Origin of the sequence: Frankia canadensis, assembly GCF_900197875.1 — a bacterium.
Lineage (GTDB): Bacteria > Actinomycetota > Actinomycetes > Frankiales > Frankiaceae > Frankia > Frankia canadensis.
The window spans coordinates 48,721-68,557 of sequence record NZ_FZMO01000547.1 but is presented as its reverse complement, the minus strand read 5'-3'; the positions used below and the strand labels follow the sequence as shown (position 1 = coordinate 68,557).

Below are 19,837 nucleotides of genomic sequence, written 5' to 3'. Positions count from 1 at the left end.
TTCCGTGCGCGCGTCCTGCCGACGGCCCGACCTCGGGCCGGGAACTCAAGGAGCTGTCATGACTGTGCCGCTGCGCGTGGACGACGCCGCCCACCGTGGCGACGAGACCGATCTCCCCGGGGAGATCGCCGCGTCCGAGCGGACTCCGCTGGTCATCAAGCTGCTGGTCGTCGCCACGTTCATCGTCATCCTCAACGAGACAATCATGATCAACGCGGTGCCCCGGCTGATGATGGACTTCTCCATCTCGCCGCGGGCCGCGCAGTGGCTGTCGACCATCTTCATGCTCACGATGGCCGCGGTAATCCCGCTGACCGGCTGGTTCCTGCAGCGGGTGACGACCAGGACGGCCTACGCCGTCGCCATGGCGACCTTCTGTACCGGAACGGTCATCGGCGCGGTCGCGCCCGCCTTCCCGGTGCTGCTCGCCGGCCGGGTCGTGCAGGCCGCCGGCACGGCGGTGATGATGCCGCTGCTGATGACGACCCTGATGGTGGTCGTCCCCGAGTCGGCCCGCGGCCGGGTGATGGGCACCGTCACGATGGCGATGTCCTGCGCGCCGGCGCTCGGCCCCGCGGTCTCCGGAGTCATCCTGCAGCTCGGCTCCTGGCGGCTGATCTTCGTGTTCATCCTGCCGGTCGCGGTGCTCGTCGCCGTCGCCGGCCTGCGCAGGCTGGAGAACGTCGGCGAGACCGTGAGCGGTTCCGTGCACTGGCCGAGCGTCCTGCTCGCGGCACTCGGGTTCAGCGGCCTGCTGTTCGGCCTCAGCGAGATCGGTGCCCGTGACGGTGTCACCGTCGGGCTGATCATCACCGGCGGCGGGGCGCTCGTCGCGGGGTTCGCCGCGGTGCAGCTTCGGCTGGCACAGCGCGGCCGCCCGCTGCTGGACCTGCGCACGCTCGTCCACCGCTCGTTCCGGGTCTCGCTGCTGGTGATGGCGGCCTCGAACATGGCCTTCTTCGGCGCCATGTTCCTGCTGCCGCTGTACCTGCAGGACGTGCGGGACCTCACCGAGCTGCAGACCGGCCTGCTGGTGATGCCCGGTGGCCTGGCGATGGGCCTGCTCGGCCCGGCGGTCGGCCGCGTCTACGACCGGTTCGGCGCGCGGCTGCTCGTCATTCCCGGCTGTGCGGTGGCGATGCTCTCGCTGGGCGCGCTCGCCACGATCGGCCGCGACACGCCGTACCCGCTGCTGCTGGTGGTGCACATCCTGCTGATGGCGTCCCTCGCGGCGGTGTTCACCCCCCTGTTCTCCGTCGGACTGGGTGACCTGCCCGCCAGCCTCTACTCGCACGGCAGCTCGCTGTTCGGCACGATCATGCAGGTCTCCGGCGCCATGGGCACCGCCCTGCTGGTCGTCATCCTGGAGGCCCGCTCCACCCGGCTGACCGACGGCGGCGCGTCCGACGTCGACGCGCTCGTCGGCGGGATGCGGTGGGCGTTCGCCACCGCCGCCCTCATCGCGATCGCCCTGACACTGATCGCCCTGTGGATCCCCAACAGGCCCAAGGGCGCCGGCGCCCACGCCAGCCCCGAGCCTGCCCCGGCGGTGTGACCGGGCGCTGCCGCCGACGCGTGAGCCGGACGTCGTCGCCCGTGCTGCCTCGACGTCGCTATGCCACCGGAAAGTCGAAGTAGGTGTCCGGATGGGGTTCGTCTCGCAGGGTGTAGTGCCACCACTCGCGGTCGTAGGAGAGGAAGCCGCAGGCCGCCATGATGGAGCGAAGGTGCTGACGGTTTCTCGCCTCGGTCGACGGGATTCCGCGTGCTCCGTGGTGTGAGATCGCGTCCATCAGGTCGTGGCGGCCGCCCATGGCGGCGAGCTCGCCGGTGGCCAGATGGTAGAGCGCCAGGTCGACGGTGCTGCCCCGGCTGTGTCCCGACCTGGCGGCCACGTATCCCTGCGTGAACAACTCGGCGCGGCTGATGTTCGGATAATGATGCGGCTTCGTCCGGCCGTCCTCCGGCTGTCGCGACCAGCGCAGAAAGCAGTCCACGGCGCGTTGCGGGCGGTATCCGTCCCAGACGACCAGGCCGAGGCCAAGGGACTCGGCCTGGTCCCGCGCCCTGCGCAGCGCCGCGCACAGGGCCCGCGTGCCGACGATCCGGTTCGCCAGGTACCCGTCCACCGGCCTGCCGGTGAAGTTGTCCCAGGTGGCGTACTTGGCGTCCCAGCGTATTCCGGGCACCAGCTCGTCCACGAAGGCGAATTCATCGTCCATCGGGTGTTCCGGCCAGCGTCCGCGACACCAGACGGTCGATCACCGCGCCCAGCGGCAGGCCGGCGGCCGCCATCATCCTCGGGAAGCGGCTGTACGAGGTCAGGCCGGGAAACGTGTTGACCTCGTTGAGGATCACCGTGCCATCCTCCCGGAGGAACATGTCCACCCGGGCCAGTCCCCTGCAGCCCAGGGCGCGATAGATGGAGGTGGCGGTCTCCTGGACGAGCGAGCGTGCCTCCGCCGGGATGTCCGCGGGAACGATGGCGGTCGCGTTCTCGGAACCGCCTTCGGGCGCGCTCTCCTGGTGGATACGGAAGAAGCCGTGGGACAGCGCGATCCGATCCACCTCGCCGGTGATCAGATCCCGACCGTTTCCCAGAACGGCGCAGCCGACCTCGCTGCCGACCACAGCCTCCTCGATCAGCACCTTCGTGTCGTACTGCCGTGCGGTCCGCACCGCCCGCGCCAGCTCCGGCGCACCGGAGACCTTGCTGACGCCGAACGACGATCCGGAACGGGCCGGCTTGACGAAGACGGGATAGGGAAGCCGGCCGGGATCGACGTCCTCGTTCCCCGTGACGACCCAGAAGCTCGGCGTGGCGATACCCGCGCCTCGAACGACGAGGTAGGTGAGGGACTTGTCCATACACAGCGCGGAGCTCTGGAGGCCGCAGCCCACGTAGGGGATCCCGGAGAGTTCCAGCAGTCCCTGGATCGCGCCGTCCTCGCCGAGCCGGCCGTGCAGGACGGGCAGCACCAGGTCGAGCCTGATCGTCTCGTAGCGTCCCTCGTCCAGGACGAGCAGGCCGTGCACGCCACCGTCCGGTGACAGTGCCGCTGGACGGCCGTTCCCGTCATCCCAGCCCGGGTCGGGGCCGTCGCACAGCCGCCACGCGCCATTCCTCGTGATCCCGAGGTAGAACGGCTCATACCTCTCGGTGTCGAGGTTCGCCGCGACCTCCCGCGCGGACCTGACGGAGACGGTGTGCTCCTCGGAACCGCCGCCGAAGATGATCCCGATTCTCGTTCTAGCCATGCGCGGTACTTCCTTCGAATCGCCGGCAGTTGACGATGGAGTTCTCGATGATGTCGTTCAAAGCGTGATCGGTGTAGTAGGCCGTGTGCGGAGTTATGATCACGTTGGGGAGTCCCTGGAGGCGTGCCAGCGACCGGTGCTCGACGGGGTTTCCCCGGTGATCGGCGTAGAAGATTCCCTCCTCTCCTTCGAGGACGTCCAGCGCCGCGCCACCCAACCGGCCGCTGTCCAGCGCGGAAACGAGGGCCTCGGTGTCCAGAAGCGCGCCGCGACCGGTGTTGACGACGATCGCGCCGCGCTTCATCCGCTCGATACGGCGACGATCCAGGAGATGACGCGTGGCCGCGTCGAGGGGAACGTGGAGCGTGACGATGTCACTTCGCCGCAGCAGGTCGTCGAGGGAAACACGGTCGGCGGCCGCGGTGCCGGGCCGGCTGTCGTGGGCGAGAACGCGGCAGCCGAAGCCTCGCAGCCTGGCCACGACCGCGGCGCCGATGCGTCCCGTCCCGATGACACCGACGGTCAGGTCGCGCAGTTCCCGCCCGCGCGTCTCCTGCAGGCGGTAGTCATGGGCGGCTGCCCGGATGATGACGGACCCCGCATGCCGCGCCGCCATCAGCATCAGCATCAGGGTGTAGTCGGCCACGCTGTCGGGTGAGTACGCCACACCCTCGACGGTGATGCCGACGCTCGCCGCGTAGCTGACATCGACGTGATTGCATCCGGTGCTTCTCGTGGAGACATACGACACGCCGACGCGGCTCAGCGCGAGAAGGGTGGAGTTGGTGACCTGATCTTTGTGGCTGATGCTGATACAGCGGTTTCCCGATGCCAGGGCGACATTGGCCTCGGACGCCGGCGCCTCGGTGAAGGTCGGCGCGACGTCGAAGCGGGGCGACAGCTCCCGGAACAGGGCAGCCTCGTCCTGTCCGCAGCCATAGACGGTGATTCCCGTAGCCGAGACGGCCGGGGAAGACGGGGAAGACGGGGAAGGCGGGGAGAGTGGGGATGCCGGTGATCGGGCGCGGTGGTGGGCTGCCGTTCGGGCCGCTTCGGTGGAGGTCACGCGCTCCAGTCAAGGAAGGGCGGAGTTGCCGGCGTATATGGGAATGGCAATATGTCAGCGATATGTGGCCGACCGTACTGTGCGGCAGCATGATTCCGCTCCGCGTCGACGAGATCGCCGCGGTCGTCCATGGGATGGTCAAGGGCGATGGCGCCGTCACGGTGACCGCGCCGGCCGTGCTCGACGGCCGGCAGGCCGAACCGGGTGGCCTGTTCGTGGCGTTCGCCGGCGAGCAGGCCGATGGTCACGACTACGCGGGCCAGGCAGGCCGGGCCGGTGCGGTGGCGGTGCTCGGCTCCCGGCCCACGCCGTTGCCCACCGTCGTAGTCGACGACGTCCAGGCCGCGCTGCAGGCGCTCGCCACCCACGTCGTGGCCCGGCTGCGCGACCGGCTGACCGTCGTCGCGGTGACCGGCTCCCAGGGCAAGACCAGCACCAAGGACCTGCTGGCGACCATCCTGGCGAGCGCCGGCGCGACGACCGCCACGATCGGCTCGCTGAACAACGAGCTCGGCGTGCCGCTGACCATGCTGCGCGCCGACGCGGCCACCCGGTTCCTCGTCCTGGAGATGGGTGCTCGCCATCTCGGTGACATCGCCACGCTCACCGCTCTGGTCGCGCCCGACATCGCCATCGTCATGAACGTCGGCCAGGCGCATCTCGGCGAGTTCGGGTCGCGCGAGGCCATCGCCAGTACCAAGGGCGAGCTGGTGCGGGGACTGGCGCCCGGTGGCACCGCCGTGCTCAACGCCGACGATCCCCGGGTGGCCGCGATGCGCTCGCTCACAGCCGGCCCTGTGCTGACCTTCGGCCGAGCGTGGCACGCCGACATGCGCGTGCTCGACCTGACGCTGGACCGGCTAGCCCGGCCGTCATTCACCCTGCAAACCACCGCAGCCACCGCAGCCACCGCAGCCACCGCAGCCACCGCCACCACCACCGCCGCTTCCGGGGCCGTCACCGCCGTTCCCACCGCCGAGGCCGCCGTCGTCACCACTTCGTCGGCTCGCGTCACGCTGCCGGTTCTGGGCGCGCATCAGGCACTCAACGCGTCGGCCGCCGCAGCGGCGGGGCTGGCCGCCGGCGTACCTCTCGACGTGATCGCCACGGCGTTGGCCTCCGCCTCGCTGTCACCGTGGCGCCTGGAGCCGCGCGGCCTCGCCGGCGGCGCGATGCTGCTTAACGACGCCTACAACGCCAACCCCGACTCGACCCGCGCCGCCCTCGACGCGCTGGCGGCGATCGAGGGAGGCCGCCGCATCGCCGTCCTCGGCGAGATGCGCGAGCTCGGCGACGCCAGCGAGGCCGAGCACCGCGCTGTCGGGGAGCACGCCGCCTCCCGGGCCGACGTGGTGGTGGCGGTCGGCGAGGCGGCCCGACCGATCGCCGTCGGCGCGGGGAAGCGGGCGGTGGCACTGGACGACAACGACGCGGCTGTCGACTGGCTGCGCGGCCGCCTCGGCGCCGGCGACGTGGTCCTCGTGAAGGCCTCCCGCGGCGCGCGTTTCGACGAGATCGCCGCCGCGCTCGCGTGAGCTGCCGGGGTGACGTCCTCGTCGCTCCTCGGGCACGCGCACCCTGGTCGACCTGTGGCGAGATATGCGATCATTCATATCGGACCCGGGGGGATTCGGTATGCGTTGCACCCGTTATGTGGCTGTCAATGAGCAGATCATTTTTGAGATCCGGCTGCACTGGGTGGTGCTGGTCCGAGTCCTGCTCGAAGCGGCGGCCGCCCTTGTCGGTGCCGTGGCGATCTCCGTCTACGTCGCCGTCCATGGTATCGGCGCGCGCTTCCTGCTGATGCTTCTGTGGTGCGCCGTCCTGGTGGTCGTCGCCCGGCTGATGTGGCACCTGCTCGGCTGGCACCGGACCCGCCTGTTGATCACGAGTTCGCGGCTCGTCAAGGTGTCCGGGATCATCTCGGTCAGAGTTCAGAGCCTTCCGCTGTCGAAGATCACGGACCTCTCCTATGACCTCGACCCGACCGGCCGGGCTATTGGTTACGGGAAGTTCTCCCTGGAGACCGAGGGTGATCACAAGAACCAGCTGGAGAGCATCGATCACGTCCCTCGGCCCGACCGGTTCTACCTGTTGCTCTGCAACGGCATCTTCGGCGATTCCCCAGAGCCGGCAGTGGACGAGTAACGGAGTCCGGGTGGGTGATGCCGGGTTGAGCGGGGCCGGTCATTGTGTTCGCCGTGCAGGTTCTATCTGCCGCTGTGCGCCTGGTCGGGACCGCGATTGTCCATTGCGGCGTCGCCGGCGCCGGGAGCCGCGGCGCCGAGGTGCGTGTCGACATCGCCGGCGCCGCCGGTGATCAAGGTGAACGCGGCGATGACGGCCATGAGGAAGCCGGCGCCGGCCAGTGGGGCGAGGCCGGACCGGGCACCGTCGCCGAGCAGCAGGGTGCCCGCCAGGGCCGGAAGCAGCGTCTCGCCGGCGCACTGGCCGGCCATCGCGGTCGTGACCGCCCCGCGCTGCAGCGCGATGGCGAACAGGGCGAGGCCCAACCCGCCGTAGGCCAGCAGCGCCCAGGTCGCGGGGTCGGTCAGCACGTCTGCCCACGGCCTGGTCTCGATCAGCCGCGCGCACAGCGCCGTCCCGCCGAACGCCAGCCCGGACAGCAGCCCGAGCGCGGCGCCCGCCCGGTCCCGCCCGGCCTGTGCTTGCCCAGCCGCCTCTGGCCCTGCTCGTCCCGGCCCGGCGATTCCGGTGCCGGCTCGACCCTGACCGGCTCGCAGGGCCGGCCCGATCAGCGCGACGATCACCACAACCCCAGCGGCGATCCCCCAGGAGACGCCGCTCGAGGCGGGATGCGCCCGTCCCGGCCGCGCGGTCAGCGCCAGCAGCACCATCCCGGCACCGAGGACGGCGAGGGCGACCACCTCTCGCCGGGGTAGCCGGACGCCGAGCGTGGTCACGGCGAGCACCGCCGTCACCCCGACCGAGCCGGACAGGATGGCCTGGACCGCGAACAGCGGCAGCCCACGCACGGCGAGCAGCGACAGTAGCCAACCCAGCAGGTCCAGGCCCAGCCCGGCCAGGTAGGGCAGTTGGACGGCCAGCCGGGCCAGCGCCGAGGGGCTGAGCGCCTCGGTGACTCCGCCCCCGCCCCCGCTCCCGCCAGGCCCGGCACCCGCCGCGGAGGCCGGTGCCGTCCGGGCCGCGCCGACAGACTGGAGCACGGCGCCGACCCCGTAGCACAGCGCGCAGGCGAAGGCGGCCAGAGCGGCGATCAACACACCGGCGACGGTACGCGGTCACCTTGCTCACACCCGCGGCCGGGACCCCGGGCCACACCGTCTGCTCCACCGTCCTGGCGACGCAGCCCCGGCGGGGCTCGCCGCGTGTGGTTCTCCCGCGGCGACATGTCCCCTATACAAGGAATTGGGCTGTCCGGCTTGGGACTTCGGGTGTCGAGCACACGGGATGGGCATGGAGCCTCGGGGAGGATGCCCCCCCGAGACATCGACCTGGTGGCCAGCCGCCCGAGAGGATCCGAGATGAACCTGGAGCGACCCGCCGCCGACCCCGGGCGGTCGAGACCGAGCGAGGAGCATGCCCGCGCGCCGTCCGGGATCGTGCTCGACGAGCCCAGCACGGCCGACAGCCGGCGTCAGCCCGACATTCGTCCGCTGTGGGCGCAGGTCCTGCTGTACGTGTTCATCATCGGGCCGTTCGCCGCCGCGGCGGTCGGCCTGTGGTACGCCACGACGGTCTCGGGGGTCTCGGTCGTCGACGCCGTGCTGTTCGTCGTGTTCTACGCCGTCACCGGGCACGGCGTGACGATCGGGTACCACCGGCTGTTCACCCACCGCTCCTTCACCGCGACGCGACCGTTGCGGATCGGTCTGGCGATCGCCGGCTCGATGGCCCTCGAGGGCTCGGTGATCTGCTGGGTCGCCGACCATCGCAAGCACCATGCTTTCTCCGACGCGGACGGCGATCCGCACTCCCCGTGGCGCTACGGCGCCTCCCCCTGGGCGCTCACGAAAGGCCTGTGGTGGTCGCACACCGGCTGGCTGTTCGACCGGCACAAGACCTTCACCAGCCGCTACGCTCCCGACCTGCTCGCCGACGCCGACCTTGTCCGGGTCGACCGCCTGTTCCCGGTGTGGGCGCTGTCGAGCGTCGCGCTACCCGGCCTGCTCGGCTGGGCGCTGAGCGGGTTCACCTGGCACGGCGCGTGGACCGCCCTGTTGTGGGCGGGACTGGTCCGGATCTTCCTGATCCACCACGTCACCTTCTCGATCAACTCGGTCTGCCATGTGGTCGGCAGCCGGCCGTACGCCAGCAGGGACAGGGCGACGAACGTCTGGCCGCTGGCCATGCTCTCGATGGGCGAGTCCTGGCACAACTACCACCATGCCGATCCCACCAGCGCGCGCCACGGAGCCGAGCCCGGGCAGGTCGACAGCAGCGCGGCGATCATCCGTCTGTTCGAACGCCTCGGGTGGGCCACCCGCGTCCGCTGGCCCGACCCGACCCGCCTGCGGGCCAGACGACGGGTCCCCTGACGGACGGGTCCCCTGACGGACGGATCCCAGCCGTCCGTCGTTTGCCGGACAGCGCGGACGGACGCAGGCACTGGGCGACTACCGTCCGCTTGTCAGGTCGCCTGACGGTGTCGCGGGACCTTCCCGGGAGGCGGACGTGGAAGCAGTCGGGACGGGCCGGCGCGAGCGCGGTGCTCGCCGGCGGGGGAGCAGCATCGTAGGCGCCGCCGTCGCCGCCGTGGTGGCCATGGTGGTGGCGGCGCTCGGCGGCTGCGCCGGCGTCGGGCCTGGCGGGCAGGTGGTTGCGTCGACGGGCGTGGCTACCCGGCGGGTCACCGTGACTCCGGTCGATCAGCACTGGAACGTGACGCGCGGGTGGAGCGTCGAGGAGGGGGAGAGCGGCCCCGGCGCACAGATCGACTGTGGAGACACCCGGCAGGCCTACCCGTCGCCGGCCAGTGTCAGCGGCGACGTCTACTACTGCTCGCCGAGCGCCGCCGCCGCTGACGTGTGCTGGCCGACGCCCCAGCCCCGCCGCATGCTGTGCCTGCGTGACCCGTTCTCGACCGTGCTCACCGCGCTGACGGCCCAGGCGCTCGTCGCCAAGGTCGACCCGCCGCGCAATCCTGTCCCGCTCGGCCTGCTCCTGGCCGACGGCGAGCGCTGCCGGCTGCGCGACGGCGGCGCCTGGGGCGCCCCGCGGGGCCATCCGGACCTGGTCGGCTACTACTCCTGCGGCGCGGACGACATCGTGTGGGCGCTCCCGGACTCGTCCACCGGCGGCATCGACAAGGCCACCAGCAGCTGGACCGTCCTGGTCGGCGACGTCACCGGCCCGCTGTCCACCCGCGCCGTCACGCAGGCCACGTTCGTCGCCACCGCTGCCTGAAAGAGGGAACCCGGCGGCTCTGGCACGTCCGCGAGCCCGCCGAGTGCCCAGTCGAGGTGGTCCAGGACACAGGCGTCGGGGCGTCGGGGTGTCGGGTGGTGGTCAGGTCTCGCGAGCGACGGTGTCGGTCGGTTCGTGATGCGATGGAGAAGATACGAGCTATCCGCGCTTTGTCCGTCAGGAGAAGATTTTCATGGTTCTCGGTCTCAGGCGACGATTTCTGCGCGTGGGCGTGGCCGCCGGCCTGGTACTGGTCGGCGCGCTGGCGGCCGGCTGCGGGAACGACGTCACCGGTGCCGCCGCGTCCCCGGCGGCGCCGGCCACGCCGAGCGCGTCGATGACGGCGATGACAGGGACGACGGGGACGGGGGCAGGCGCGGGGGCGACCGGTCCGGCCATGAGCGCGACGATGCTCGACCCGTCGGCGACCCCGGCCGATCGGATCCCCGGGGCGCGGTCGTCGACGTTCGTCCTGCTGAACACCCGGCCGTCAGGGCTGGACGGGGTCAGGGGCACCGCCTGGCTGGCCATTGACCCGACCGCCGGAACCACCCTCACCGTGTCCGCGACCGGCCTGGCGCCGGGCGCGCACTACATCGCTCACCTGCACGCGCAGCCGTGTGCGGTGGACAACGGCGGACCGCACTTCAGGTTCGACCCGCACGGTCCGGCCGTTGCGCCCAACGAGGTGCATCTGACGCTCGACACCGACTCCGTCGGCGGCGTCCGAGCGACCGTCACCAACAACCGCCCGGTGACCGACGCCGCCCGATCGGTGGTCATCCATCCCGTCGGCGCCCTGGACAAGCGGGTGGCCTGCGCCGACCTGTGACGCCCGGATCGTCGGCCCCTGTGACCCCTCGGCTGCCGTCGCTGTGCGGGCTGCCGTCGCTGGTGATCCGCCGGATGCTGGCGGTGTAACGGCCGCCGTTCGGGCGTGGAGCTGGCGCTGCGGGTGGTTGTGGGAGTTCGTGTCCCAGGACCTGCATGTTTGCCCTACGATGGCGCGGTGTCGACGCCAGGCGTGGACGCCACGGGGGGTGGCGGTACCGATCACGTCGTGGTGCGCGTCCTTCCCGGCGCGTCCGAAGACGAACCAGACGCGTCCGAAGGCGCAAGGCGGGGCGCTGACACCGCCGGCGGTGAACAGGACCCGGCAGGGGCGCCGTATTTCACCTGGGCACGGTTGTCCAACCTGCTGTCCTCGGTCGGGCAGGAGAGCACGACCGCCGTGCTCGCGCCGTTCTTCGCCGGGACGCTGGGCGCCGCCCCGGTCGTGATCGCCGGAGTGGAGGCGGCGGGCCGCGCGGGTGGGACGGCCGCGCGGTTCGGCGGTTCCGGAGTCGCAAGGCGGCGGCCGGGCGTCCGTGGGCTGCTCGACGTCGTGGGATATGGCGGTGCGGCGCTGGCCGCGGTGTTCCTCGCCGGCAGCTCGGCCATCTGGCAGGCCGGGGCCTGCCGCGCCGGCTCGTGGGTGGCTCGCGGCATGGGCACGCCGACGACGCTGCGACCGGTGAGCGATCAGGCGCTGGCCGGGCGGGCCGGGCGGCGTCTGGGCGTCGAACGGGCCTATGACGCGCTCGTCGCGGCCATCGGTCCGCTGATCGCGGTGGCGCTGCTGGCGTTCGCGAGCGTGCGCACCGTTCTGCTGCTGGCGGTCGTCCCCGCGGTGGTGGCCGGTCTGGCCAGCGCGTATGGCGCCCGCGCGGCCCGATCCGCTCCTGGTGCTGGTGCTGGTGCTGGCGCTGGCGCGCCTGGGGAGACGGGGGCGGCGGGGGCGGCGGGGCGGCCGTCCGCCCGGTCGATAGTGGCGGAGCTACGCAGGTCGGGGCCGCTGGGACGGCTACTGCTCGGGGTCGCCCTGTACGAGGCGGCGAACATCGCCGCCGCGCTGCTCCTGCTGCGGGCAACGAAGATCCTGCCCGGCGGCGCGGGCCCGCTGAGCCGGCTGCAGGCTGTGGCGCTGCTCTACGTCGTCTACCAGGTGAGCGCCGCCGCCTGCGCCTTCTGGGCGGGACGGGTCGTGGACCGCCTCGGCGCCGCCGTCGTGGTCGCGACCGGCGCCGCCGCCCTGCTGATCGCCTACGCCGGCTTCGCGGCCGCCGCACGCGGCGACCTGGCCCTGATGATCGGCTGCTTCGTGCTCGCCGGCGCGGCGGCGGGGGCCGTGGACGCCGCCGAGTACGCGGGCCTCGCCCGTCTCGTCCCGCCGGAACGCCGCTGGCCCGCGCTCAGCGCCCTGACCGGTCTGCAGAACGCCGGACGAATCTTCGCCACCGTCACCGCCGGCGGCCTGTGGACTCTCGTCAGCCCACCCGCCGGCCTCCTGATCTGCGGCCCGCTCCTGCTCGTGGCCACCATCCTCCTCGCCACCCGCCCGGACCGCCCCGCCGCCGCGTCCCACTGACCCCGGGAATTGCGCCGTCACCGTTGGCCTGCGCCGTTCTTGTGCGATTCATGTGAACCGCGAGGCCCGTCTGGTGTGATTGCCGCGTCACAGGTCCGCGGTGACCATGGTTGCGGGGGCCTCGTCGACGTTCAGTTCCTTCTTCCCTCATCCCTGTGCGGTGGTGGACGTGGAGACGTCCGGACTCGCGCGGCGCCGAGACCGCGTGCTGACGGCGCGACGGGATGATCAGGGCATCAGCGGCCTGACCAGGCCGTCTGTGACCGCCACCTGAAACGGCCATGATCGACGCCGGGGTCGGCGGTTCCCGTAAGCGGCATATCGGGCGGGCTTCCCACGGGTGGGAAGAACGTGCGCGGGACAGCGGCCGCGTGTCGCTAATTCGACGTGACGTGTCCGATCTGCCCAGATTATGCGACACGCACCGCCGCGATCATGCCAAGACGCGGCCAACACCGGCACCGCGACGACATCGCCGAAGATCACAACTCCACGCACGTCCTAATGTTCGGTCGGTGCCGACCCTCATCTGGATCAACGGGCCGAACGCCGTCGGGAAGACCCAGGCCGCTCACAACCTGCACCGCCGGCTACCCGGCAGCTTCGTCAGCGACCCCGAACATCTCGGCTTCGCGATGCGCCGCATGCTGCCGAAGGCCCGCCGCACGGACTTCCGCGAGATTCCGCAATGGCGCTGTGCCGTCGGCGAGATGCTTCTCCGTGCCCTGCGGGGCCCCGAGAATCCCGTCATCACACCGATGACGATTCTCGATCCCGACCTGCTCACCGACCTGACAGCCCAGGTCCGCGCCGCCGGACACCAGGTCGACCACGTCACGCTCCTCGCTGACCGCGCGACGATGACCCGCCGCATCCACCTGCGCGCGGAGAACTCCCGCAGCTACAGCGCCCGCAACCTCGACCGTGCCCTCGAGGTCCTGAGTGCCCCCGCCTTCGCGCGCCATCTCCACACCGACACCCTGTCCATCTCCGCCGTCGCCGACGACATCGCCCACCACGCCGGATTCACCCCTACCCCCGACACCTCCTGGCGACTCGCCCGGCACGGCCGCCAACTCGCCGTCCAACTTCGCCACATCCGTCTCAACGCCTGACGAACGACATCGCGCCCGTCCCAGCGCTGCCTCGGGTCGCGCGCGCCCAGCAACGTCTCGAGCCGGCCATCGCTGATCTCGACGACGCCGACCTCACCCGGCCGGCTCTCCTGCCCGCGGGCGGCGGATGACCGTCGGCGGCGATCCGATCGTTCCAGCGCCTGGTGACCTACCCGCGATGGAGCACCCACGGATCGCCGCCGCGGCGCGCGTCAGGCGAAGGCGCTGGCGTGATCGCGCAGGAACGCGGCCACGGTGCGGGGCTCGTGTCCGGTCAGCACCCGGACGGTGTCCCGCGTCTGGGCCTGGCTGCCCTGGCGCAGCAACCCGAACTGGGTGACCGCGTTCGTCGCGATCCATTGCGGGGTGCCCGCGGCGATGAACCGCGTGACCGCGTCGGTGTCCCCGACCGGCACGAACGCGATCGGCCGGCCGATCGTGGTGGACAGCTCCGCGACCATGTCGTCGAACGTGACCGGCTCCGGGCCGGTGAGCTCGTAGCCGCGCCCGTCGTGGCCGTCGGTCGTCAGGACGGCGGCGGCGACGTCGGCGATGTCCCGCGGATCGATCATCGCGATCTTCGCGCCGGCCGCGGGTGCGAAGAACCTGTCCGCCTGGCGCACCCCCGGCGCGCCGGCCAGCAGGGTCGACATCTTGAACGCCGGCCGAAGCAGCACGAAGGGGAGGCCGCTGGCCCGCAGGTGCTCCTCGACGCGGGCGTGCGCGTCGAAGAAGGCGACCGGCGAGCCGATCGCCGCGCCGAGCGCCGACTGCTTCACCATCCGCCGCACGCCGGCCGAGACCGCCGCGTCGACGACGCTCGACTCCCACTCGACCTGCCGCGGGTGGTTGCCGCAGGTCAGGAAGACCTGATCGATCCCCTCCAGCGCGACGCGCACGGACGCGAGGTCGCCGAAGTCCCCGACGACCAGGTCCGCGTCCGCCCCGCAGGCGCGGATGGCCGCCTCCCGGTCCCGGACGAAACCGCGCGGCCGGTCGCCGAGGGCGGTGAGCGCGCGCATCAGATGGGCGCCGACGATTCCGGTCGCGCCGGTGACGAGCGTTGTCATCGAGTACCTCCCGAGGGTGCGATGTTGGCGTTGAGGCGGAAGACGTTCGTGGGGTCGTAGCGGTCCTTCACAGCGACGAGCCGGGCGAGCTGGTCGCCGTAGGCGGCCCGGACGCCGGCGGCGCCCTCGTCGGCGAGGAAGGTGGCGTACTGGCGGCCGGCGGAGTGCGCGCGCAGCGCCTCCCAGCCGTCGCGAACCCAGGCGGTGTGCCGATCGGCATCCGGGGCGCCCGGTTGCCAGACCGCGATGGTCCGCAGCTCGAAGCCGGTCTCGCGCTCCCCGATCGCGGTGGCGGACGGATCGACCCGGCTGACGGCGCCGCCGATCATCCAGCCGTTGAGCAGCGACAACGGCGAGGTGATCGACGAGACCCGCTCGACGATCGTGTCGATGACCCCGTCGGAGAGGTCGGGCAGCCGGTGGGAGCGCCAGTGCGAGGCGGCGCCGCGGGCCGCGCTGCCGTCGAGCAGCGACTGCACCGCCCGGTACGGCGTCGGGCGGACCAGGTCGCCGATCGGCGTGCCGATGCTCCGCAGCGGCGCGATCGCCCGCAGGCCCGCGGCGATGTCGCCGCACCAGGTCAGCACCAGCCCGAACACCGGCGTGCCGTAGCGCTCGGGCGGCAGGAACGGCAGCGGCGGAGCCAGGTTCGCCACCAGCATGACGCCGAGCTCGTCGGGAGCGCCGGGCGCGAACTCCCGCAGCACCCGCAGGACGTCCGGCGCCTGGTCGAGCGACCAGAAGACGGGCCCGCCGAGCACTATCGGCCCGACGGGGTGCAGGTCGTACTCGAAGGCGGTCGCGATGCCGAAGTTGCCGCCACCGCCGCGCAGGGCCCAGAACAGCTCGGGTTCGTGCGCCGCGTCGACGCGCAGCCGCTCGCCGTCGGCGGTGACCAGGTCCACCGCCCGCAGGTTGTCGACGGTGAGGCCGTGCCGGCGCATGAGATGGCCGAAGCCGCCGCCGAGCGTCACGCCCCCGATTCCGGTGGAGCTGACGCTGCCGCCGGTGGTGGCCAGGCCGTGGCGTTGGGTGGCCAGGTCCAGCTCCGACCAGAGCAGGCCGCCCGCGGCCCGCGCGACCCGGGCGGCGGGATCGACGGCCACTGCCTTGAGCTGCGACAGGTCGATCACCACACCGTCGTCGCACACCGCGTGCCCCACGACTGAATGCCCGCCGCCGCGGACGGACAGCGGCAGGTCGCGGTCGCGGGCGAAGCGCACCGCCGTCACGACGTCGTCGGTGCCCGCGCAGCGGGCGATCAGCGCGGGCCGACGGTCGATCGCGCCGTTCCACACCTGCCTGGCCTCGTAGTAGCCCTCCTCGCCGGGGCGCAGGAGGGCGCCGCGGAAACGACCGCGGAGCTCGCGGATCGCGTCTCGTGGACGCGCTGTCGTTGTCATACGGGCAGGATGCGGGCCCAGGCGTTCCGCGAGCGTTCCTCGGCGGGCCCGCTCAGCGTTCCTCGGTGGGCCCGCTCAGCGTTGCTCGCCGAGCACCGCGCGGGCCCGGGCATCCCAGACCCGGACGGGCTCCGCCAGCAGACGGCGGGCGGTCTCGGCACTCCCGTCCCGGTCCGCCGTACGTTCACACGCCGCGAGCCGGACGCGCAGCAGGATCGCCGGCAGGCCGGGCGCGGCATGCCGTCCCGGGTCCGCGAGCGCGGCGTCGACGCGGGCCAAGCCCGCCGTCGTCCGGCCGTCCGCCACCTCGAGAAAGCCGCACAGCGCGTCGGAGACCAGCTGGACCGGCGTGTTCTCGACCTGACGCCGCAGCACCTCCAGCTGCGCGGCGTGGCGGCGCAGCGCGGGCAGCGCGGCCAGTTCCAGATCGAGCAGGCCGGCGAAGAGCAGGACCGCACCGAGCGTGAAGGGGTGTCGGACGGCGTGCGCGAGCGCCAACGACTCGCTTTGCAGGCGGACCGCCTCCGCCGGATCGCCGAGAAAGGCGTGGACATGCGCGAGCCTGGCCACGCAGAGCGGCTGCGGATCCTGCGCGAACAGCCGCAGATGCGCCGACCGGTTCTCCGGCCGGTACCGCGCGAGCGCGGCCTCCAGATGGGTCCGTGCGGTCGCCAGGTCACCACGCCAGTAGGCCGTCACACCCTGCACGAACGCACCCTCCACCGCGAGGACGTCGTCGGCGCCGCCGAGGGCACGCAACTGCCCACCCACCTCGCGAGCCGCCTCGGCGTCACCGCGGGACAGCACGGCCATGCCCTGCGCCCGCAGCACCGGCGCCCCCGGCGGTACACCCAGGCGCCGGGCCAGCTCGAGCGCCGCGTCGAGCACGGCGCCCAGGCGATCCGACGCGTAGCCGTGCGCCGCGGCGAGCGGGCCGAGCATCGCGGTCAGCAACGCGAGCTCCGACTCCTGGCGGCCACGCGAGTCGGGGGCGCGGCGCAGCATCGCCAGCGCCTGCGCGAGGAGCCGGACCGCCTCGGCGTCCGCGTGCACCCGCTGCGCGGACGCGGCCGCCCGCTCATACCAGCCGACGGCCTCTGACCGCGCGCCGGCCTCGACCAGATGGGCCGCGATCTGACCGGCGAGCGCGTCGAGCCGGTCCGGGTCGGCGTCCGCGTCCTGCAGCGCGCGGGCGACCAGCCGGTGGTGATGGCGGCGCCGGGCCGGGCTCAGCGCCTGGTAGGCGACCTCGCGGAGCTTGTCGTGGCTGAAGTCGTATCGGTCGGCGCCGCTCGCCAGCAGCAGCTGCCGCCGCCACAGCTCGTCGAGATCGCGGGTGAATCCGTCCTCGTCGCCGGGGTACAGCCGCGCCAGCACGTCGACGTCGACTGACGCCCCGACCGTCGCCGCCAGGCCGAGCAGCGCGCGGGCGCCCGCCGAGACCTGCCCGAGCCGCGCCTCGAGCACCGCGTGCACCCTCGGTGTCAGGGCGTTCGGCTCACCGTGGCTCGGCCAGCCCGAACGCAGCGTCTCGATGACGAACAACGGATTACCGGCGGTCTCGGCGTAGAGGCGGTCGAGCTGGGACGTCAACATCCGGTGCCCGGCAAGCCGCTCGGCGAGAACGCCGGTTTCGGTGCGATCCAGCCGGGCCAGCTCGATCTCGGTGTACCGCTCGAGCGCCCGCAGCCCGGTCAGCAGCCTGCGCAGCTGGTCGTCGGCCTCGGCGTCGGCGAGGCGCGCCGTCGCGACGACCAGCAGCGGCGCGCCCGGCTCAGTCCGCAGCAGGTAGTGCAGGAACTGCAGCGTGTACGCGTCCGCTGCGTGCAGGTCGTCGGCGACGAGCAGCACCGGCTCGGAGCCGGCGAGCAGGGCCCGTGCGGCGGCCTCGAAGAGACGGACCCGGGACGCCGGCTCCTCGGCCGCGGACTCGTCGGACCGCGCCGTCCCGGCCGGCGGGACCGCCGGCGCGGAGCCGGGCCGCGCGGGTGCCGGGTCGCGGGGCGACTCGGGCAGCAGCCGGGCGAGCGCGTCGAGGTACCGCCGGTCGAGCCGGCCGCGCCCACGGGCGATGCCAGGCGCGCGCAGCCACGTGACCAGCGGTGCGTAGGCGAGCGTGCCCTCGACGGCGTACGAGCGCGCCGCCGCGGTGCTCGCGCCGCGATGCGCGGCCCACAGCCGCAGCTCCTCCACCAGCCGGGACTTGCCGACACCCGGCTCGCCGGTCACGAGCACCAGCTGTGCGCGCCCTCGCCGGCTGTCCTGCCAGCGCTCGGTCAGCGTGCGGCGTTGCGCCGACCGCCCGACGAAGTCGCTGGGCCGCAGCGCCGGGGCCTCGTCATGGTCGCGTGGAAGCAGCGCCTCGTATGCCGCCCGCGTCGCCGCCGAGGGCTCCACGTTGAGCTCGTCGCGCAGCGTCGTAACGCACTCGTGGTACACCCGCATCGCCCGGGTGCGGTCACCGCGTGCGTCCCACTGGCGCATCAACGCCTGGTAGGCCTGCTCGTCGAGCGGATCGAGCTCCACCGCGCGCCCGGCGTACCGAAGCGCCGCGTCGTGCTCCTCGCGGGCCTCCAGCAGCGGGACGAGCTCGCCGACCGCGGCCAGCGCCAGCCGGTGCAGCTGCGCGCGCTCGGGCAACACCCACTCGTCGTACCAGCCGTGCAGCAGTTCACCGGGGTAAAGGTCGAGCGCCGTCCGCAACTGGCCGACGACATCGGCCCCCGGGCGCCGTGCGGCATCCAGCGCCTCCCGGAAACGGGCGACGTCGCACCATGATTCGTGCCACGACAACGCCTGCGGGGTCGCGTGCAGGAACCGGTCCATGTCGGGAATCGCCGCGCGCAGGGTGTGCAGCACATGGCGGAGGTTGGTGCGGGCCTGCTTCTCGGTGGAGTCGGGCCACAGCAGAAACGCCAGCTGGTCACGCCGCTGGGGTCGGCCGGCGCGCAGCACGAGACAGGCCAGCAGACTCAGCGCCCGCGACGAGGCGAGGACGACCGGCTCCCCGTCCAGGCGGATGCGCGGCGTGCCGAACAGACGGACCTCGAGAGCATGCGTCAAGGCGCCTCCGGAGTCGTCCCGACACGACGTTCGTACCAGGTGCCCGGGAGTTCGTCGACGAGTGGCGGCGAGAATCCGCGGTCTCGCGGGACCGCGGAACGATCGGGGCGCGCCGCCTCGCCAGGTCGCCTCAGCCGCCGGCGCCGCGCAGGGTGATGACGGTCTCCAGGTAGGTGGAGGGCAGCGCGACCGTCCGGTCGCGGCCGCTGGACGCGCGGTTCCAGCGGCGGGCGAGGTCCGTGAGGTCGGCGGCCAGGGCCGCGCGGCCGGTGTCGTCGAGGGCCGCGAACGCCGTGTAGGTCGGCCCGTACCAGCGGCGGAACATCTCGGTGAAGGCCTCGGCGGAGGCGAACCGGAACACGCAGGTCCGTTCGACCGTCCTGATCTCGGCCGCCGCCGCGCCGAACAGCGCCGCCAGATGGTCCTCGGTACCCCACAGCAGCGGGGACGCGAGACCCGCCGGCGCGGGCACGTGCCGGGTGATGGTCCGGAACATCTCACCGATGAAGCCGCCGGGCGTCCAGGCGACAATGCCCAGGACTCCGCCGGGCCGCGCAACCCGCGTCATCTCGTCGGCGGTGCGGCGATGGTCCGGCGCGAACATGGACCCGAACACCGAAAGCACCGCGTCGAACGACGCGTCGTCGAAGGGCAGATTCTCGGCGTCTCCGAGCTGGAAGTCGACCGCCAGCCCCTCGGCCGCGGCCCGCGCGCGTCCACGGTCCAGCAGCTCGGGCACATAGTCGATGCCGGTGACCAGGGTGTCCGAGCGGGCGGCGGCGATCGCCGCGTTGCCGGAGCCGCAGGCGACATCCAGCACCCGCCAGCCGGGGCGCAGGTCCGCGGCCTCGGCGAGCAGCTCGCTCTGCAGCACGATCCGGCCGGCGATCACCGAGTAGTCGCCGTTGGACCAGGTCGCCTGCTGCCTTGCCTTCACCGCGGCAAGGTCCGGGCCGGCCGAGCTGGTCGGCGTGGTGGTGGTCATCGTGGTTCCTCCCGTGGTGTGATCGAGTCACGTCGTGTCGTCATGTTCGGTACCTGCCCGCCGAGCTGGCCGCTGGTGCCAT

16 protein-coding genes are annotated in these 19,837 nt (G+C 72.4%); 8 read left to right on the top strand and 8 right to left on the bottom strand.

The window, feature by feature from the left end:
- Nucleotides 1-58 precede the first annotated feature (58 nt).
- The gene (locus tag C1A33_RS31255) at nt 59-1,555 is read left to right on the top strand and encodes an MDR family MFS transporter (RefSeq protein WP_101835910.1); all 1,497 of its coding nucleotides are present in this window, start codon (nt 59-61) and stop codon (nt 1,553-1,555) included.
- Between the two features lie 58 nt (nt 1,556-1,613).
- On the opposite strand, the gene vanX is transcribed toward C1A33_RS31255, so the two are convergent.
- The 3 genes from vanX to C1A33_RS31240 are packed head-to-tail and all read right to left on the bottom strand — an operon-like array spanning nt 1,614 to nt 4,207.
- Nucleotides 1,614-2,222: a D-Ala-D-Ala dipeptidase VanX gene (gene vanX / locus C1A33_RS31250; RefSeq protein WP_101835908.1), complete on the bottom strand. Its 609-nt coding sequence runs from the start codon at nt 2,220-2,222 to the stop codon at nt 1,614-1,616.
- Nucleotides 2,212-3,258, bottom strand: coding sequence for a D-alanine--(R)-lactate ligase (gene vanA / locus C1A33_RS31245; protein WP_101835907.1), 1,047 nt, complete (start codon nt 3,256-3,258; stop codon nt 2,212-2,214). Before vanA ends, vanX begins: the two co-directional genes overlap by 11 nt.
- The gene (locus tag C1A33_RS31240; RefSeq protein WP_243408124.1) at nt 3,251-4,207 is read right to left on the bottom strand and encodes a D-isomer specific 2-hydroxyacid dehydrogenase family protein; all 957 of its coding nucleotides are present in this window, start codon (nt 4,205-4,207) and stop codon (nt 3,251-3,253) included. The genes vanA and C1A33_RS31240 overlap by 8 nt, the downstream gene beginning before the upstream one ends.
- Nucleotides 4,208-4,413: 206 nt before the next feature.
- Between C1A33_RS31240 and C1A33_RS31235 the strand changes: the two genes are divergently transcribed.
- Together C1A33_RS31235 and C1A33_RS31230 are read left to right on the top strand one after the other, a co-directional pair.
- Nucleotides 4,414-5,859, top strand: a complete 1,446-nt coding sequence (locus C1A33_RS31235) for a UDP-N-acetylmuramoyl-tripeptide--D-alanyl-D-alanine ligase (protein ID WP_101835940.1) — start codon at nt 4,414-4,416, stop codon at nt 5,857-5,859.
- Between the two features lie 100 nt (nt 5,860-5,959).
- Nucleotides 5,960-6,472 (top strand): PH domain-containing protein, encoded by a 513-nt coding sequence (locus C1A33_RS31230; RefSeq protein ID WP_101835904.1) that lies wholly within the window; start codon nt 5,960-5,962, stop codon nt 6,470-6,472.
- Nucleotides 6,473-6,534: 62 nt separating this feature from the next.
- On the opposite strand, the gene C1A33_RS31225 is transcribed toward C1A33_RS31230, so the two are convergent.
- A complete protein-coding gene (locus C1A33_RS31225; RefSeq protein ID WP_101835902.1) occupies nt 6,535-7,569 on the bottom strand; it encodes a hypothetical protein in 1,035 nt (344 codons plus the stop codon).
- A gap of 261 nt (nt 7,570-7,830) precedes the next feature.
- Between C1A33_RS31225 and C1A33_RS31220 the strand changes: the two genes are divergently transcribed.
- The 5 genes from C1A33_RS31220 to C1A33_RS31200 all read left to right on the top strand — a co-directional run bounded on the left by C1A33_RS31220 (nt 7,831) and on the right by C1A33_RS31200 (nt 13,234).
- On the top strand, nt 7,831-8,844 hold the full coding sequence (locus C1A33_RS31220; RefSeq protein ID WP_101835900.1) for an acyl-CoA desaturase: 1,014 nt from the start codon (nt 7,831-7,833) through the stop codon (nt 8,842-8,844).
- A gap of 136 nt (nt 8,845-8,980) precedes the next feature.
- The gene (locus C1A33_RS31215; protein WP_243408117.1) at nt 8,981-9,712 is read left to right on the top strand and encodes a hypothetical protein; all 732 of its coding nucleotides are present in this window, start codon (nt 8,981-8,983) and stop codon (nt 9,710-9,712) included.
- A 193-nt stretch (nt 9,713-9,905) separates the two neighbouring features.
- Nucleotides 9,906-10,544, top strand: coding sequence for a superoxide dismutase family protein (locus tag C1A33_RS31210; RefSeq protein ID WP_133150892.1), 639 nt, complete (start codon nt 9,906-9,908; stop codon nt 10,542-10,544).
- A 177-nt stretch (nt 10,545-10,721) separates the two neighbouring features.
- Nucleotides 10,722-12,119 (top strand): MFS transporter, encoded by a 1,398-nt coding sequence (locus C1A33_RS31205; protein WP_243408116.1) that lies wholly within the window; start codon nt 10,722-10,724, stop codon nt 12,117-12,119.
- A gap of 515 nt (nt 12,120-12,634) precedes the next feature.
- Complete coding sequence (locus C1A33_RS31200) at nt 12,635-13,234, top strand: ATP-binding protein (RefSeq protein ID WP_243408115.1); 600 nt, start codon at nt 12,635-12,637, stop codon at nt 13,232-13,234.
- Nucleotides 13,235-13,446: 212 nt separating this feature from the next.
- Here the strand turns inward: C1A33_RS31200 and C1A33_RS31195 are convergent, their stop codons facing one another.
- The 4 genes from C1A33_RS31195 to C1A33_RS31180 form a co-directional block, all read right to left on the bottom strand.
- The gene (locus tag C1A33_RS31195; protein ID WP_101835895.1) at nt 13,447-14,304 is read right to left on the bottom strand and encodes an NAD(P)H-binding protein; all 858 of its coding nucleotides are present in this window, start codon (nt 14,302-14,304) and stop codon (nt 13,447-13,449) included.
- Nucleotides 14,301-15,707: an FAD-binding oxidoreductase gene (locus tag C1A33_RS31190; protein WP_101835893.1), complete on the bottom strand. Its 1,407-nt coding sequence runs from the start codon at nt 15,705-15,707 to the stop codon at nt 14,301-14,303. Before C1A33_RS31190 ends, C1A33_RS31195 begins: the two co-directional genes overlap by 4 nt.
- Before the next feature lie 75 nt (nt 15,708-15,782).
- A complete protein-coding gene (locus C1A33_RS31185; protein ID WP_101835891.1) occupies nt 15,783-18,770 on the bottom strand; it encodes an ATP-binding protein in 2,988 nt (995 codons plus the stop codon).
- A gap of 130 nt (nt 18,771-18,900) precedes the next feature.
- Nucleotides 18,901-19,755: a class I SAM-dependent methyltransferase gene (locus tag C1A33_RS31180; RefSeq protein ID WP_101835889.1), complete on the bottom strand. Its 855-nt coding sequence runs from the start codon at nt 19,753-19,755 to the stop codon at nt 18,901-18,903.
- Nucleotides 19,756-19,837: the final 82 nt, after the last annotated feature.

Coding starts and splice junctions, on each gene's coding strand:
- C1A33_RS31255 (WP_101835910.1), top strand. CDS start 59: ATGACTGTGCCGCTGCGCGTGGACGACGCCGCCCACCGTGGCGACGAG.
- vanX (WP_101835908.1), bottom strand. CDS start 2,222: ATGGACGATGAATTCGCCTTCGTGGACGAGCTGGTGCCCGGAATACGC.
- vanA (WP_101835907.1), bottom strand. CDS start 3,258: ATGGCTAGAACGAGAATCGGGATCATCTTCGGCGGCGGTTCCGAGGAG.
- C1A33_RS31235 (WP_101835940.1), top strand. CDS start 4,414: ATGATTCCGCTCCGCGTCGACGAGATCGCCGCGGTCGTCCATGGGATG.
- C1A33_RS31230 (WP_101835904.1), top strand. CDS start 5,960: ATGCGTTGCACCCGTTATGTGGCTGTCAATGAGCAGATCATTTTTGAG.
- C1A33_RS31220 (WP_101835900.1), top strand. CDS start 7,831: ATGAACCTGGAGCGACCCGCCGCCGACCCCGGGCGGTCGAGACCGAGC.
- C1A33_RS31210 (WP_133150892.1), top strand. CDS start 9,906: ATGGTTCTCGGTCTCAGGCGACGATTTCTGCGCGTGGGCGTGGCCGCC.
- C1A33_RS31195 (WP_101835895.1), bottom strand. CDS start 14,304: ATGACAACGCTCGTCACCGGCGCGACCGGAATCGTCGGCGCCCATCTG.
- C1A33_RS31190 (WP_101835893.1), bottom strand. CDS start 15,707: ATGACAACGACAGCGCGTCCACGAGACGCGATCCGCGAGCTCCGCGGT.
- C1A33_RS31180 (WP_101835889.1), bottom strand. CDS start 19,755: ATGACCACCACCACGCCGACCAGCTCGGCCGGCCCGGACCTTGCCGCG.